Source organism: Paeniglutamicibacter terrestris, assembly GCF_012271785.1.
Classification (GTDB): domain Bacteria; phylum Actinomycetota; class Actinomycetes; order Actinomycetales; family Micrococcaceae; genus Paeniglutamicibacter; species Paeniglutamicibacter terrestris.
Window position 1 is genome coordinate 460538 of record NZ_JAAWVT010000001.1, and the last position, 14654, is coordinate 475191.

Annotated in this window: 15 protein-coding genes; 7 read left to right on the top strand and 8 right to left on the bottom strand. The window is 61.6% G+C overall.

Annotated elements, in window-relative coordinates; genetic code table 11:
* The first annotated feature begins 110 nt into the window (after positions 1-110).
* Together HED64_RS02085 and HED64_RS02090 are read left to right on the top strand one after the other, a co-directional pair.
* A complete protein-coding gene (locus HED64_RS02085; RefSeq protein ID WP_168150435.1) occupies positions 111-587 on the top strand; it encodes an Lrp/AsnC family transcriptional regulator in 477 nt (158 codons plus the stop codon).
* A 99-nt stretch (positions 588-686) separates the two neighbouring features.
* Positions 687-1082, top strand: coding sequence for a RidA family protein (locus HED64_RS02090; protein WP_168150436.1), 396 nt, complete (start codon positions 687-689; stop codon positions 1080-1082).
* A 39-nt stretch (positions 1083-1121) separates the two neighbouring features.
* On the opposite strand, the gene HED64_RS02095 is transcribed toward HED64_RS02090, so the two are convergent.
* Positions 1122-2807: a PucR family transcriptional regulator gene (locus HED64_RS02095; RefSeq protein ID WP_168150437.1), complete on the bottom strand. Its 1686-nt coding sequence runs from the start codon at positions 2805-2807 to the stop codon at positions 1122-1124.
* Between the two features lie 226 nt (positions 2808-3033).
* Here HED64_RS02095 and HED64_RS02100 point away from each other — a divergent pair, with 226 nt between their 5' ends.
* The 5 genes from HED64_RS02100 to HED64_RS02120 are packed head-to-tail and all read left to right on the top strand — an operon-like array spanning position 3034 to position 7324.
* Positions 3034-4233, top strand: coding sequence for an alpha-hydroxy acid oxidase (locus HED64_RS02100; RefSeq protein WP_245325602.1), 1200 nt, complete (start codon positions 3034-3036; stop codon positions 4231-4233).
* 2 nt (positions 4234-4235) lie between these two features.
* A complete protein-coding gene (locus HED64_RS02105) occupies positions 4236-5171 on the top strand; it encodes an ABC transporter substrate-binding protein (protein ID WP_210149162.1) in 936 nt (311 codons plus the stop codon).
* Between the two features lie 14 nt (positions 5172-5185).
* Positions 5186-6109, top strand: a complete 924-nt coding sequence (locus HED64_RS02110) for an amino acid ABC transporter permease (RefSeq protein ID WP_168150439.1) — start codon at positions 5186-5188, stop codon at positions 6107-6109.
* A complete protein-coding gene (locus HED64_RS02115) occupies positions 6109-6873 on the top strand; it encodes an amino acid ABC transporter ATP-binding protein (RefSeq protein WP_281069191.1) in 765 nt (254 codons plus the stop codon). Before HED64_RS02110 ends, HED64_RS02115 begins: the two co-directional genes overlap by 1 nt.
* Positions 6874-6919: 46 nt before the next feature.
* Complete coding sequence (locus HED64_RS02120) at positions 6920-7324, top strand: RidA family protein (RefSeq protein ID WP_168150440.1); 405 nt, start codon at positions 6920-6922, stop codon at positions 7322-7324.
* Positions 7325-7407: 83 nt separating this feature from the next.
* Here HED64_RS02120 and HED64_RS02125 read toward each other — a convergent pair whose 3' ends face one another.
* From HED64_RS02125 to HED64_RS02155, 7 genes are all read right to left on the bottom strand, one after another.
* Positions 7408-8544, bottom strand: coding sequence for an acyl-CoA dehydrogenase family protein (locus tag HED64_RS02125; RefSeq protein ID WP_168150441.1), 1137 nt, complete (start codon positions 8542-8544; stop codon positions 7408-7410).
* 56 nt (positions 8545-8600) lie between these two features.
* The gene (locus tag HED64_RS02130) at positions 8601-9536 is read right to left on the bottom strand and encodes a cytochrome b/b6 domain-containing protein (RefSeq protein WP_168150442.1); all 936 of its coding nucleotides are present in this window, start codon (positions 9534-9536) and stop codon (positions 8601-8603) included.
* Positions 9537-9572: 36 nt separating this feature from the next.
* Positions 9573-10541, bottom strand: coding sequence for an electron transfer flavoprotein subunit alpha/FixB family protein (locus HED64_RS02135; protein ID WP_168150443.1), 969 nt, complete (start codon positions 10539-10541; stop codon positions 9573-9575).
* A gap of 13 nt (positions 10542-10554) precedes the next feature.
* Positions 10555-11319: an electron transfer flavoprotein subunit beta/FixA family protein gene (locus tag HED64_RS02140; protein ID WP_168150444.1), complete on the bottom strand. Its 765-nt coding sequence runs from the start codon at positions 11317-11319 to the stop codon at positions 10555-10557.
* 140 nt (positions 11320-11459) lie between these two features.
* Complete coding sequence (gene idi / locus HED64_RS02145; RefSeq protein ID WP_168150445.1) at positions 11460-11984, bottom strand: isopentenyl-diphosphate Delta-isomerase; 525 nt, start codon at positions 11982-11984, stop codon at positions 11460-11462.
* Between the two features lie 172 nt (positions 11985-12156).
* On the bottom strand, positions 12157-13683 hold the full coding sequence (locus tag HED64_RS02150; protein ID WP_168150446.1) for an APC family permease: 1527 nt from the start codon (positions 13681-13683) through the stop codon (positions 12157-12159).
* A gap of 88 nt (positions 13684-13771) precedes the next feature.
* Positions 13772-14653, bottom strand: a complete 882-nt coding sequence (locus HED64_RS02155) for a universal stress protein (protein ID WP_168150447.1) — start codon at positions 14651-14653, stop codon at positions 13772-13774.
* Position 14654 lies beyond the last annotated feature (1 nt).

The window sequence follows — 14654 nt, forward strand, 5'->3', positions numbered from 1 at the left end:
CGGGCATACCGTGCAACACAGTTGGGGATCACTGATCATTTTGACTAACATGGAGCGGTACCTGTCGAACAACTTGGTCAATTTGACCGAACCACAGCTTAGGAGTCGGAATGACGCCGGAATCGTACCAACTGGATGATACGGACAGGCGCATTCTTTTGGCCTTGGATGCGGATCCTCGTGTTCCCACGATGATGCTGGCCCAGCGTTTGGGTCTGGCCCGCGGCACCGTACAAACCCGCATGGAACGACTCGCAAGCTCCGGTGCCTTGCGTCCAAATTCCAGCCGTGTGAAGCCCTCTTCGGTGGGCCGCGGAGTCTCGGCCGTGGTCAGCGCCGAGCTTGATCAGGCGCATCTGGAAGAAGCTATTGTGGCACTCAGCCTGATTCCCGAGGTCCTTGAATGTGTAGCTCCGGCCGGCGACACGGATCTTTTGATTCGCGCCGTCGCCAAGGACCCCGATGATTTGTACCGAGTCAGCGAGGAGATCCGCCTCTGCCCCGGCATCACCCGGACGTCCACCTCAATGATTTTGCGCGACGTTATTCCCTACCGCACCACGGCGCTGCTGGATCACCTAGATTAACCGGCTCAACGATGTACCAAGCCCCGGCTAAATGCCCGATGCTCTAGGCTTGTTCTGCGCATCACCTCGCCACCGAACGACTTCCAATTAAGGAACACCATGGGCACTTCAGGCCTCACCAATATTGACGTTGCAGGTATCACCCTCGAGACAAGCCCGTTCCCGAGTGCCACCCGCGCTGGCGACTTTATCTTCGTTTCGGGCATGGTTTCCAAGGACGAAAACAAAGTCTTGGTTGGCGAAGGTGACATCTACGCGCAAACTGTCCAGACCCTCAAGAACTTGCAGAGGGTACTGGCCGGCTATGGGCTCGGGCTCGATGCCGTCGCCACTGCCACGGTGTACATCAACGATGCTGCCATGGCCGGCGAATACAACCGTGCATGGGTTGACACCTTCGGCGGCCACCGCCCGTCGCGTGCAACCATCGTCGCCCCACTGCTGGCACCCAAGCTTCTGGTTGAGGTTCAAGCGACCGCTTGGGCAGGGAAATAATCTTCCGCCCGAGCCGGCGGGCCAGGGGTTCCGGGACCGCTACTTCCCGCGCCTTGCCTGCGGGTTCATCTGATATCCCAAGTCCTCGGTAACCAGGCGCAACCACAGCCACAGGCGCTTCTGCGAATCAGCTAAATCTATACCAAAGATATTCGCCAGCTGCGCAACGCGGTAGCGGACTGTGTTGCTGTGGACATTGAGCGTCCCTGCCATGGAAGAGATGCTGCCGTTACTGGCCAGATAAGCCCGCAGCGTCTCCACATAATCGGTCTGGTTGTCCGCGTCATAGGCCTGAACAGCCGCCAACTGGTCCGGCCCGGCAAGTCCCCGCTCGTGCATGAACTTCCCCACCTGCAGCAGGCCCAGCGGAATCCGGTGGTCCTCAAAAAGTGCCACCGCTGACGTCTTTTCGTCACGATCAGGAACCTGCTGTGCCAATTGGCCCAAGAGGTACTGCAGAGTCTTCGATGCACTTTCCCGCGATTCCGGGAGGTCCTGGATCCGGCGGGCTATACTTCCCACCGCAGCAACCAACGGGTGTGGACTGATGGAATGGCCGTAGGCGGCAATCTCGTGCACGATGCGGCGCTGCGTTGCTCTCGGTTCCTCGCCCTGACAGGGAAATAGCGCGTAGACCACCGAGCCGATGAGGGCGCTGTGGCTGGTCGTGAACCTGACGTTACACACGGTGGTGACTAGGTGCAGTAAGCGATGGATTTCGCGCACTGCGTCAAGGCTTCCAGATTGGGGCTGGGCGATGGTCAGGGCCACGACAGCGAGCCCCTGATTAATATCCAGGCCAAGCTGGGCAGCGGCAAAGGATGCATGCTCGGGGTCGTCGATCAACGTTCGAATGAGATCCCCGTTTCGGCGTTCGCCAAAGTCGGAGGCCGAACGTGCATGCAGCATGTGCAGACCGGCCAGCGGGGCCATGCGGTTCAGCGTCTCCAGCGCCGCTTGCTGGCGCCCTTCACCCGGTTCAATGATCCAGATGGAACCCAACAACTCACCCCCGGCTCGCACAGCCAGCGCCAATCGTGCCACTCCCTCCTTGGTGGAGGGGATATACAGCGCCTCGGCGGCGGCGTAGACCGCCTTGAAGTCAGCATCAAAGGCCGGTGCGCCGCTTTCCTGGAGCGCGAGGGTCGTGACGCGGCGCAATTCGTCGATCGGCTGGCCGGGCAAGGTGGAATACCCCAAGATTCGCCCCAGCGGATCGACGATGCTTGCAGCCCCGTCGGTCATCGATGCGACGGCATTGGCAAAGGCATACAGGTCCCCCAATCGGACACCCGATACCGAATCTGCTGCGGCACCGACCACCGAGGCCCTGGCCAGTGCCACCAGTCGCGTCCAGTCCGCATTCCCTGGTGCTACCAATACAGCCAATTCATGGCGGACCGCGGCATCACGAAGTTGCTCGATATGTGCCCCGTGCGCCTTGACGATGACAGCTGCCGCGTTGCTGTTGGCAGCCCGGTGCAGCAACTGGTCAAAATCCGCCGATCCATAGGCGAACCCGACGGCGAGAATGATGCGGTTATCCGCGTTCGTCCACTCATCCAACGGGTCATACATCAGTACGTCGGTGACCTCGTGTGCCAAGTTCTCCGGTGTGGGATTGGCGTGAACGAGGTCCGCCTGCATGAACTGGATGCAGTCCGCCAGCCGTACCGTACCCGCACTGTGTTCCGAAACCGACCGGTCCCGCTCTTGTGAGTCCATGCTTGGAACTTATCACAAGAGAATCGAGGATCTTATGTAGGTATGTACATATTCCGGCGCCGAGATGTGGGTCACTATTGATGCAGCGAACAGTAGACGTTCCCAGCCACGGATATGAGGAAACCCCACCATGCGATTGAAAGACATCACGGCGCTCGCGTCCTTCCAGACCCCGGCCCGGTCCACAGCCGAAAGGCTCCGCAGAAGCTGCCACAACGTGGCTGACATGCGTAAACTCGCATCGAAACGCCTTCCCAAGTCAATCTTTGACTACATCGAAGGCGGCGGCGAGGACGAGTTTTCGATGCGCCGAAACCGCTCGTCTTTCGATGATTGGTCGTTCATGCCCAAGTGGGGTTCGGTCGACAAGATGGACCTCGGCACCACCCTTTTGGGCGGCCCATCGTCGCTTCCGTTCTACCTCTCCCCCACCGGCGGCACCCGGCTGTTCAACCCCAAGGGCGAAACCGCTGTGGCGCGAGCCGCCCTGGCTCAGGGAATCCCCTACGGCTTAGCGCACCTGAGCACCACCACCATGGAGGATGTCAGCGCAGCCGCCCCGGGGCTTCGCCGCTGGTTTAATCTTGAGCCGATCGCCGATAAGGTCGAATTGCAGGCGGTTTTGGACCGTGTTTCCCGCGCCGGCTACGAGGCATTGATCGTCAACGTCGACTGCCGCTCGATCGGCCACCGCGAACGCGACTACCGCAACGGATTCACCGCCCCGCCTACCATCAAGCCCAAAACCGTTGTGGAAGGCGCTCTGCACCCGCGCTGGGCTCTGGGATTCCTGGCCAACGACGCCATTGCCTTCCCGAACCTCGATGCCGAGGAGCCCACAGGCCCGCTCGCGTCCAGCCCGGACATGTGGCGCACCCTGCTCGCGGGCGCCTACGAGCCCACCAACTGGGAGGACCTGCGCGAGATCCGCATGCGCTTCAGCGGACCGATCATCCTCAAGGGCGTGGTCAACCCGAAAGACGCGGCACTTGCGGCCGAGTACGGATTCGACGCCATCCAGGTTTCCAACCACGGTGGACGCCAGCTCGACCATATGACTTCACCGTTGGACGTGCTGGAGGATATCGCTGCAGCGGTGGACGGGCGGATGGAAATCATCCTCGACGGCGGCATCCGCCGCGGTTCGGACATGGTCAAGGCGATTGCCCTGGGCGCAACCGCCTGCTCCATCGGCCGCCCGTACCTCTACGGTCTGGCCGCCGCCGGCGAGGCCGGCGTTTCCCACGTCATCAACCTGTTCCGTGACGAGATGATGCGCGCCATGATGATGCTCGGCGTCACCAGCATCGAGGAACTTCGCACCGACGGCCGCGAACTACTGCGCCACTATTCCGACGCCTTCCCCACCGCAGGGGCAACGAGGGCCACGTCGACCAACCACAGCTATGCAGAATCGAGCCTGTAACCATGAAAAACGAGTCAATCCGCCTCCGTTCACGGCGCGGCCGCTTTGCTGCAGCGACCGCCTTGGCGGCGGGCGCCCTTCTGGCTATGACGGCCTGCTCCGCCATTCAGACCCCGGCCTCAGGGGAATCCGAGGCCACAGGCACCACCGTGCCGCAGATCGCGCTCAACGAGGCCGCCATCGCGCTGCTGCCGGAATCTGTGAAGGCGTCCAAGACCCTCCGCGTGGGCATTCCCACCAACGAGCAGCCCACGCAGTTCTACATTCCCGGCACCCAGGACATGACCGGGATCAACCCGGACGTTGCCCGGCTGATCGGCGAGTCCCTGGGGCTCACGGTCCAGATCCAGGTGGCCAACTTCGACTCGATCATCCCGGGAATGGCCGCCGACAGGTACGACATGACTGTCTCCTCCATGACTCCCACCAAGGAACGCATGAAGGTCCTTGACTTCGTCGACTACATGCAGATGGGCACCTCGGTCGCCGTGGCCCAGGGCAACCCGGCCGGAATTGAGAAGTACCAGGACCTGTGCGGTAAGAAGGTGGGGCTGCTCACCGGCTCCTACCAGCTCACCGTCAACGTTCCGGACTACAACAATCAATGCGTCGAGGCGGGCAAGCCGGAAATCGTCTCCAACCAGTATCAGGACACCCGTCAGGCCATCTCCGCACTCACCAGCGGACGCCAGGATGCCGTGCTTGCCGATTCGCCCATCCTTGGCTTTGCTGTCGCGCAGAATCCGAGCATCGAGATCGCCTCGGAGTATGACTTCACCTCTGTTGCGGCCGGCGTTCCCATTGATTCCGCACTCAAGGATTCCGTGGCGGCGGCGTTGGCCGAGATCATCAAGTCCGATGCCTACCAGCAGGTGCTGGCCAAGTACGGCCTGGAAACCAGCGCCATTACCGACGCTCGCGTCAACTTCGCGCAGTAATGGGAGTGAATATCATGCAAACCCAGAAACCTCTTGAACAGGCCGGGCACGTTCCGGCCACCGCCGTCGAGGAATCGGCACCGGTCATTGCGTTGAAACACCCCGTGCGCAACGCCATTGCCGTTCTTATTGTCGTCGTCGCGGCCCTGGCGGCCATCGATGTGGCGCTTAATGACCGCTATCACTGGGACGTCGTCGCCTCATATCTCTTCGCCCCGCGCATCCTCACCGGTGCGGTGTTGACCCTGGTGCTGACCCTCGTCTCGATGAGCGTCGGTATCAGCCTGGGCGCCGTGCTGGCCATCATGCGATTGAGCGAAAACCCGATCCTGAGCATGATCGCCCGGGCCTACATCTGGTTCTTCCGCGGCACCCCGCTGCTGGTCCAGCTGATCTTTTGGTACAACATCGCCGCGCTCTACCCGGTCATCGCCTTGGGGCTACCCTTTGGCGGCCCCTCGATGGTGCTGGGCTCGGCAAACGTGTTGATTTCCCCGTTGGGGGCCGCGCTGCTGGGTCTGTCGCTGAACGAGGCCGCCTACATGGCCGAGATCATTCGCGGCGGGATCGGCTCGGTGGACCGGGTCCAATACGACGCCTCGAAGGCGCTGGGCATGAGCGGGTCCAAGCTGATGCGCCGCATCATTCTGCCCCAGGCCATGCGCGTGGTCCTGCCCCCGACCGGCAACCAAGTCATCTCGATGCTCAAGGGCACCTCGCTGGTTTCGGTGCTGGCCATCTCGGACCTCTTGTACTCCGCGCAGATCATCTACTCGGAGAACTACCAGACGATCCCGTTGCTGATCGTCGCTAGCCTCTGGTACCTGCTCATGACCACGATCCTGAGCTTCTTCCAAGAAAAACTCGAACGTCACTACGGACGCGGCTTTGACTCGGTCATCAAGCGCAAGCGTTCACGAAAAGTCAGGAGCGCATGATGAGCACCGCCATGGTCGAGGCCAAGGGAGTTCGCAAGAGCTACGGAAACCTCGAAATTCTCAAGGGCATCGATCTTCGGGTCGAACACGGCTCGGTCACCTGTCTGATCGGCCCCTCCGGTTCGGGCAAGACCACGTTCCTGCGCTGCATTAACCACCTAGAAAAGATCAACGCCGGGCGCCTCTACGTCGATGGGTCATTGGTCGGCTACGAGGAGCGCAACGGTCGCCTGCATGAGATGCGGGACAAGGCGACCGCGGCTTCCCGCAGGGCCTCGGGCATGGTGTTCCAGCGCTTTAATCTGTTCCCGCACATGACGATCATGGGGAACATCATCGAGGCACCCATCCAGGTCCAGGGGCGGCCCCGCAAGGAAATTATCGCCGAGGCCCAGGTCCTGCTGGACCGGGTGGGGCTGGGCGATCGCGGGCGTTCCTACCCGCAGGAGCTCTCCGGCGGGCAACAACAGCGCGTGGCGATCGCCCGTGCGCTGGCCATGAAACCCAAGCTGATGCTCTTTGACGAGCCCACCAGCGCGCTGGATCCGGAGCTTGTCGGAGAAGTCCTAGACGTCATGAAGGATCTGGCCGAAGAGGGCATGAGCATGGTGGTGGTGACCCACGAACTAGCTTTCGCCCGCCAGGTCGCTGACCATGTCATCTTCATGGACCAAGGCGTCGTGGTGGAGTCAGGGCCGCCCTCCCAAGTCCTGGATGACCCCCAACACGAACGCACCAAGGCCTTCCTCTCCAAGGTCCTCTAAATCTTTTTTCTCCCCCCTCATCACGAACACGATAGGAAAAGCTTTCATGAAAGACACCACCCACCCGCTGCGCCAAGCTATCTCCACGAGTCACGCACCGCCGCCGTCGTGGGCCTATTCGCAGGGCATCATCGCCAACGGCTTCCTCTTCACGGCCGGGCAGACTCCGCACGACCCAATCACCGATGAAACCGTTGGGATCACTATCGAGGAACAAACGGCTCGGGCCATGGCCAACCTTGAGGCCGTGCTGGCGGCCCACCATCTGGACTTCTCACACGTGGTGAAGACCACGGTGCACCTGCATCACCCGGGCCGTGATTCCTCGGGCTTCAACTCGATCTACGAGCAGTTCGTGCTCAAGCCGTATCCGGTGCGCACCACCGTCGGATCCTTTCTGGGCGATTTTCTGGTGGAGATCGACGCAGTCGCCGTCATCCCCACCGCATAAGGGCCATAACCCACCGCACGGACCGGGGTTCTTCGACCACACAGTGGTTGCAGAACCCCGGACCCCGTTGACCGTCCGGAACGTTATTTCTCCACGGCCAAACGCCCAATCACCAGGCGCATGATTTCGTTACTGCCCTCCAGGATCTGGTGCACCCGAAGGTCCCGCACAATCTTCTCGATCCCGTATTCGCTGAGGTAACCGTAGCCGCCGTGGAGCTGCAGCGCCGTATTGGCCGCATTAAATCCGGCATCGGTAGCCACCCGCTTGGCCATGGCACACAGGCGCACGGTGTCAGCGGTCCCGCGTTCCAAAGCATCTGCGGCACGCCAAATCATGGTCCGTGCGGTTTCCAGCTCGGTCTCCATGTCGGCGATCGCAAAGAGCAGGGACTGTTGAGCGATCAGCGGTTTCCCGAAGGCTTCACGTTCCTTCAGGTAGGCGATGGATTTATCCAAGGCCGCCTGACCTCCGCCAATCGAGCAGGCACCGATATTCACGCGGCCACCGTTCAGACCCCGCATGGCGATCCCGAATCCGGTCCCTTCCTCCCCCAGCCGGTTACCCACCGGGATCCTGAGGTTTTCCATGACCACCTGTCGGGTGGGTTGGGCGTTCCAGCCCATCTTGGCCTCCAGCGCACCAAAGGACAGCCCCGGCGTTCCGTCGGGCACTAAGAAGGCGGTGATACCTGCGCTGCCGGTGTCGGCGGTCCGCGCCATCACGAGGTAGAGACCCGAGGACCCGGCGCCGGAAATAAATTGTTTGGTCCCGTTCAGGACGTAGAAGTCCCCATCGCGCACGGCCCGGGTGCTCAGTGCTGCAGCGTCGGAGCCGACTCCTGGCTCGGTGAGGCAATAGCTACCCAGCATGTCCATGGTGCAGAGCTGCGGAACCCACACCGCGCGCTGCTCGTCGTTGCCAAACTTGTCGATCATCCACACCACCATGTTGTGAATGGAAATGTATGCGGCAATCGTCGGGTCGGCCTTGGCCAGCTCCTCGAAGATCAGCGCCGCATCCAGTCGGCTCATGCCCGAGCCACCGAACTCCTCGCGCACATAAATCCCGCCCATACCCAGCGACCCGGCCTCGGCCAGGACGTCGATGGGGAAATGGTGGTCCCGGTCCCAGGCCGCTGCCTGCGGGGCGATGTGTTCGGTGGCGAAGTCGGAGACCATCTCGGTGATGGCCTGCTGCTCTTCGGTGAGTTCAAACATGCTCGACTCCTGCTACTAATCTGGCGGGCGGGATGGAAGAAAATGCGCAGCCGGTACTACTTGCCGACCTTTCCGGTGAGCGAGGCCACCGGGCGAAGGAAGACGGGCTGGGCCAGGAACCAGAAGCCCACGATCACCACGATGGAGACGATGAACAGGATCAGCCCCGTCCAACCGTCCGAGTTGTTGGAGGCGTACATGTGGTTCAGGTTCCGCAGGGCACCGGTGGCCAGCACCAGCGCCACGTGCACCACGGTGAAGGCAACAAAGTAGATCATGACCGGGAAGTGTAGTGCCCGGGCAAGTTCCATGGGGTAGGCCTTATTCAGTGCCACAGCCTTTTTGGGCCAGGCACCCGACATCCGCAGACCGGTAATGATCGCCAACGGGGCGGCAATAAAGACGGTGACGAAGTAGGCCAGCACCTGCAGCGCGTTGTAATTGACCCAGCCGGATTCCGTCGGCCAGTTTAGCGAGAGGTACTGGAGGCCGGCCGAAAGGGCATTGGGGATAATGTCCCAGCTGGTGGGCACAATCCTCGCCCACTGGCCCGAAGCGAAGAGCAGCACGATGAAGATAATCCCGTTAAGTACCCACAGCGCATCAAGGGTGAGGTGGAACCAGAGGTCCAGGCTGATGCGGGTCGGGGCACCCTTGGTGCGGATCAGCCCCTTGTTATTGCGTACCCAGTGGGCCGCGGGTCGGGTGGTGGTGCGCACGGCCATGCCGGTGCGCACGATTAATACCAGGAAGAAGAGATTGAGGAAATGCTGCCAGCCCAGCCATGCGGGGAATCCGACGGGCGTGTTCACCGGCAGCTCGGAGTGCCCGGTGTACGTTTCCATCCAACTCTTCACGCCCTCCATGCCCACCAGCCAGCGTGCAACCAGCACGCCGATGACCAAGACGATGATCAGGGAGCCGGCAATGATGCCGGCGCGCGCCAAGGTGCTGGTTGGCAGCTTGTTCCTGGAGGTGGATCGTGCACTCATGAATTGTTCCTTGGATTCGTGATGTGGTGATGTGGGCTAGGCACGAGCCTTGAGGAGCTCGATGACCCGCGGGACGATGCTAAAGACGTCGCCCACGATGCCCAGGTCGGCGATCTCGAAGATGGGTGCATCCTCGTCTTTGTTGATCGCCACAATGGTCTTGGATCCTTGCATGCCGGCTCGGTGTTGGATCGCCCCGGAAATTCCCAGCGCGATGTAGAGCTGCGGGGCAACGCTGACGCCGGTCTGTCCGACCTGCGCCGTCTGGGCCATGTAGCCCGCGTCGACCGCGGCACGGGATGCACCAACTGCACCACCGAGCGCATCGGCCAACTCCTCCACCAGCACAAAGTTCTGAGTAGAGCCTAGTCCGCGGCCACCGGAGACCACAGTGGCCGCGCCGCGCAGTTCAGGGCGTGCCGAGGTTTCCGGGGCATCGGTGCGAGCGGTGATGGTGGCGGACGCGCAGCTACCGGGTTCTAACACCACGCGGGTGAGCTCCGGGGTGAGTGCTGGAGCCCCATCGTCGATCGCCCCGATCCGCACGGTGATGATCGGCATGGCGTCGGGCACACTGGCTTGCACGCTATAGGCGCCACCAAAGGCCGAATGCACGGTGGTGATCACCGAGTCCTGCACACTGGCATCAAGCACATCGGCCAAAATGCCGGAACCGGTGCGTACCGCCAGCCGGGCTGCGGCCTCGCGGCCATCCACCGAAGCGGAGGTGAGCACCGCTTGGGGTGCATGGGTGCGCACCGCATCACTGAGCCCATCCACTAGCGGGGTAAGCAGCACGGTAGTGGCATCTGGGCTCTGCACCGCGTGAATGCGTGCGGCTCCCCATTGGCCCAACGTGGTGATGGTTTCCGGTGGTAGTTCAGTATCGCTGACGGTGAGCGCAACGGGGGTGCCTAACCGGGAGGCCAGAGCCAGCAGTCCCCGTCCGGCTGCGGTGGGGTGAGCCTGATGGGTGAGTTCAATGAGTACAACAATGTTTTCCATGGCTGTGCCTTTGCTAGATCAGGTGCCGGGCGGTGAGGAAGGTGATCAGTTCGTCGGCGCCCTGGCCGTCGTCGATGATCTTGGCTCCGGCACTTCGCGCCGGCCGCGGAAGGATCTGGGCCACGGTAGTCAGGCTCTGGGCCCCAGCGCCAAGTTCTGCGGCAGATTTTGTGGCGACGGGCTTGCGTTTGGCACCAAGGATGCCCTTGAAGTTGGGGAATCGGGCCTCGGCAAAACGTTCCGTGACGGTGATGATCGCCGGGTAGGTAGCGGTGACTTCCTGGGTTCCGGCCTCGGATTGCCGTTGGCCGCTGATGCCCTGCGCACTCATCTCAGCGGTTGTCAGCGAGCCGAGCAGGGGAAGGCCGAGGTGTTCGGACAGCATGGCCGGCAGCATGCCAGCGCGGCCGTCGGTGGATTCGTTGCCGGCGATGATCAGCTCCGCGCCGAGATCGCGTAGCGCCGCGGCCAGCGTGGCCGCGGTGAGGACGAGGTCCGCCCCAATCAGGGAGTCATCAAGCACATGAATCCCGGAGTCCGCGCCCATGGACAGCGCCTTGCGAATGGCCTTGATGGCGTGCGCCGGACCCATGGTGGCCACGATGACCTCCGTGGTTTTGTCCCGGTCCTTAACACTCAGAGCCAGTTCGAGGGCTCGTTCGGTGATTTCGTCAATGATCTGGTCGCCTTCCTCGCGGTCAACGCGATAGGTCTGCGGGTCCAGGATTCGTTCATCGGCGGTGTCGGGAACCGCCTTGATCAAAACCACGATCTTCATCCGAGTTCTCCTTGCGATGCTGGTCTGTGTGCTCCATCGCGAGACTACTAGGAAGGCTCCAAATTTACTAGGTCTTCCTACTAAATTTGATGCTTTGGCACACCCACCAATGGATGCCGGCGGGGCAACGTGGGGAGTGCTTAGATATTTTTGAGTGAACCCTGGGTAATTTGTTCCAGCAGCCAGGGCGAAAAAACGAAGGGTGTTGCCGTGGCCGCGGTCAACAGATCAGCTGGCGTCACCCAGACGTATTCGGCAACCTCGTCCGGATGTGGTGCCAGCTCCCCGGAGATCCGTGCGGTGAAGACAGGGCAAATTTCGTTTTCCACGATGCCCGAGGCGTCGACCGCGCGGTAGGCGAAGTCGGGAAGCAGCTCGCGAACTTGCGTGATGTGTGTGCCTAATTCCTGCTCGGCACGCCGCGCGATGGCCGCCTCGAAGGATTCGGCAACCCCGGGGTGGCCGCAGAAGGAATTGGTCCACACTCCGGGCCAGGTTTTTTTAGATAGCGCCCGACGGGTCAGCAGGATCTGCCCCTCGTCGTTGTAGAGGTAGCAGGAGAAGGCCAGATGCAGGGGCGTGGATTCGGTGTGCACACGCGCCTTGGCCTCGGTTCCAATGCGGGTGCCATCGGCGGCCAATAGCACCACAAGTTCCTCGTTCATGGCTCTCTTTCTTCGCTGGGGTGTTTGATACTCACCACTGGGGCATCGTTAGCCTCAATTCTCCCATGCCCACGGTGACGCTCGGGCTGAACGCACCAAACGCTGCCCACCTTCTGGAGGCCAAGAGCATCCGGTGGACAGCGTTCGGTGGTGCGAAGAAATTCTGCGGCGGTTATTTCAGTCGCTTGAGCGTTTCACCCTTGAAGAATCCGGGGCTCTTGATCCGCATGTAGACCATGATGCCAACACCTAGTAGCAGCACGCCCATGCCGAGGATGAACACCATGCCCAGACCGCCAATGTTGGAACCCGATCCGTAATCCGGATCCATCGAGTCATGTGCGGTACTCAGGAACATCACCAACAGGATCACGCCGCCCACCAGCGGGGCTAGGAACTTGAAGAAGAAGTTGCGCAGCGAGCTAAAGCACTCACGTCGGAAGTACCAGACGCAGGCCAGCGCGGTGACTCCATAGTAGAAACAGATCATCAGGCCCAGGGCGGTGATGGTGTCCCAGAGGGCATTTTCGCTCAACAACCGGGTGATGACGTAGAAACCGGCCGCCGCGGCTCCGGCGGTGATGGTGGCCACCGACGGGGACATGAAGCGCGGAGAGATCTTGCCAAACGCATCGGGCAATGCCTTGTAGTACCCCATGGCCAGCAGCGTACGAGCCGGAGAGACCAGCGTGGACTGCAGCGACGCGGCCGAGGAGGAGAGAATGGCCAGGGACATCAGGATCGCAAACGGGCCCATGATCGGGCCCGCCAAGACGGCGAAGATCGATTCTTGGTTATCCGGGTTACCCGCGCCCAATCCCGTGGTGCCGGTTCCCGCATAAGCGATCACTGCCAAGGAAATGATCATGTAAATGGCCATGATGATCAGTACCGTCAGTGTTGCCGCGCGGCCAGGTACCTTGTCCGGATTCTTGGTTTCTTCATTCATGGTCAGGGTGACATCCCAGCCCCAGAAGATGAAGATCGACAGGGAAACACCAGCGGCGAAGGCACCGAAGGATTCAACCGCTAGGGGGTTAAACCAGTCCAGCGAGATGGGTGTTGGATCAAAGGCGGTGCCGTTGTTCACGTGGCTGAATGCGGCGATGGCAAACCAGGCGAGCACCACCAGCTGGAAGGCCACCAGCACGTATTGGAAGGTTTTGGTGGTTTGCATGCCGCGATAGGAAATCCAGCAGGCGGCGGCGATGAAAATCAACGTGGTGGGGATGTTGACCCACAGGTTTTTGGTCAGTTCCGCGATTCCCGCATTTCCGGTGAGCTGAGCCAGCAGGATGTAGAAGAAGTCCACGGCCACCGCAGCAAGGTTTGACAGCACAATGACGGTTGCCGCGATCAACCCCCAGCCGCCCATCCAGCCGATCCACGGGCCAAAGGCCCGAGTCGCCCAGGTGAAGGAGGTACCCGAGTCGGGCATGGCCGCATTCAGCTCGCGGTAGCCCAGGGCCACCAGCAGCATGGGCAGGAAGCCGGCAATGAAGATGGCCGGTAGCTGGGTGCCCACCTCCGCCACGGTGGGGCCGAGTGCGGCGGTCAGGGTGTAGGCGGGGGCGATGCAGGAAATTCCGATGACCACGGCACCAATCACACCGACGGTTCCCTTGGACAGGCCCTTCTCACCCAGACCGGATTCCCCCGTTGATACCGAGCTGGCCTCGGTCGCTGATTCACGACTCATGTTTTTCTTCCTTCATCCGGACGGTGGAGGGCACCTCACCTTCAAAAAAATCCGAGGGTGAGTATCCAGCGTTGTGCGGCGGGTGGGTTTAGGACTGCGTTGGCTCCGAGGTGTGGTTCTTGGGAACCACCACGAGGGGAACCGGAAGGGTGCGCAAAATGCGCTGACCCGTTGAGCCGAGGAAAAGCCGTTTTTTACGTGCTAGACGGCTGGAGCCAACGAAGGCAATATCGCCGTCATTCCACTCCAACTCCGCAATGGCATCGTCGATGCTATTTCCGGAGGCAATGGAAATTTCCGCTTCGATCCGGTGTTCGGTGAGCACATCGCGCACCCGTGCTTCGGCCGCGGAGATGGCCGTTGGCAGGTCAGTTTTCCCCTCGCCGAGCTCATCCTGGGCCACGAGGGACACCACGCGCAGCGTGAGATGTGGCCGACGTGCAGCGGCACTGGCGGCGGCCTGGATCACTCCCCGGGCACCGGCACGCGTTCCGACAAATGCCGTAACCCGTCCCAACTTTCCACCCGCTCGAGCCAGAGCGGCCACGGCACCCGGATTGCCCATGGCCACCGGAACCGGGGAGGCATGAAGCAGCGAACTGGCCACCGAGCCGGGTACAAAGAAGCCAGCCACGTGGCGTGCGCGGCCACCCAGCACGATGGCCCGGGCACCAGTTTCCTGTGCCAGCAGGATCAACCCCTGCGCGGGGGAAGCCACCGAGCGGGCTATCACTCGGGCGCTGATTCCCGCGGGTACGAGGCCGAGGGCAGTTTGTGCCCAGCCATCAATTTTTTCGGCCAGGATCGACCGGTAACCGTGGTCTCCCCCGGGGTAGCTGGCGGAAAACGGGGTGCTTTGCGGCAGCACGATGGCTACGTCCAAGTGAGCACCTTCTCCGCCCAGGGCACTGGCCAAAGCGATTGCTTCGGCACCCCGGTCATCGGCGGTGTATCCAACAAGTAAGCGCATG

What these genes read in the sequence shown, in the direction of transcription:
- HED64_RS02105 (WP_210149162.1), top strand. Translation starts at nt 4,236, where the DNA reads ATGAAAAACGAGTCAATCCGCCTCCGTTCACGGCGCGGCCGCTTTGCT.
- HED64_RS02085 (WP_168150435.1), top strand. Translation starts at nt 111, where the DNA reads ATGACGCCGGAATCGTACCAACTGGATGATACGGACAGGCGCATTCTT.
- idi (WP_168150445.1), bottom strand. Translation starts at nt 11,984, where the DNA reads ATGAACGAGGAACTTGTGGTGCTATTGGCCGCCGATGGCACCCGCATT.
- HED64_RS02150 (WP_168150446.1), bottom strand. Translation starts at nt 13,683, where the DNA reads ATGAGTCGTGAATCAGCGACCGAGGCCAGCTCGGTATCAACGGGGGAA.
- HED64_RS02120 (WP_168150440.1), top strand. Translation starts at nt 6,920, where the DNA reads ATGAAAGACACCACCCACCCGCTGCGCCAAGCTATCTCCACGAGTCAC.
- HED64_RS02095 (WP_168150437.1), bottom strand. Translation starts at nt 2,807, where the DNA reads ATGGACTCACAAGAGCGGGACCGGTCGGTTTCGGAACACAGTGCGGGT.
- HED64_RS02140 (WP_168150444.1), bottom strand. Translation starts at nt 11,319, where the DNA reads ATGAAGATCGTGGTTTTGATCAAGGCGGTTCCCGACACCGCCGATGAA.
- HED64_RS02155 (WP_168150447.1), bottom strand. Translation starts at nt 14,653, where the DNA reads ATGCGCTTACTTGTTGGATACACCGCCGATGACCGGGGTGCCGAAGCA.
- HED64_RS02130 (WP_168150442.1), bottom strand. Translation starts at nt 9,536, where the DNA reads ATGAGTGCACGATCCACCTCCAGGAACAAGCTGCCAACCAGCACCTTG.
- HED64_RS02135 (WP_168150443.1), bottom strand. Translation starts at nt 10,541, where the DNA reads ATGGAAAACATTGTTGTACTCATTGAACTCACCCATCAGGCTCACCCC.
- HED64_RS02115 (WP_281069191.1), top strand. Translation starts at nt 6,109, where the DNA reads ATGAGCACCGCCATGGTCGAGGCCAAGGGAGTTCGCAAGAGCTACGGA.
- HED64_RS02110 (WP_168150439.1), top strand. Translation starts at nt 5,186, where the DNA reads ATGCAAACCCAGAAACCTCTTGAACAGGCCGGGCACGTTCCGGCCACC.
- HED64_RS02125 (WP_168150441.1), bottom strand. Translation starts at nt 8,544, where the DNA reads ATGTTTGAACTCACCGAAGAGCAGCAGGCCATCACCGAGATGGTCTCC.
- HED64_RS02090 (WP_168150436.1), top strand. Translation starts at nt 687, where the DNA reads ATGGGCACTTCAGGCCTCACCAATATTGACGTTGCAGGTATCACCCTC.
- HED64_RS02100 (WP_245325602.1), top strand. Translation starts at nt 3,034, where the DNA reads ATGCGTAAACTCGCATCGAAACGCCTTCCCAAGTCAATCTTTGACTAC.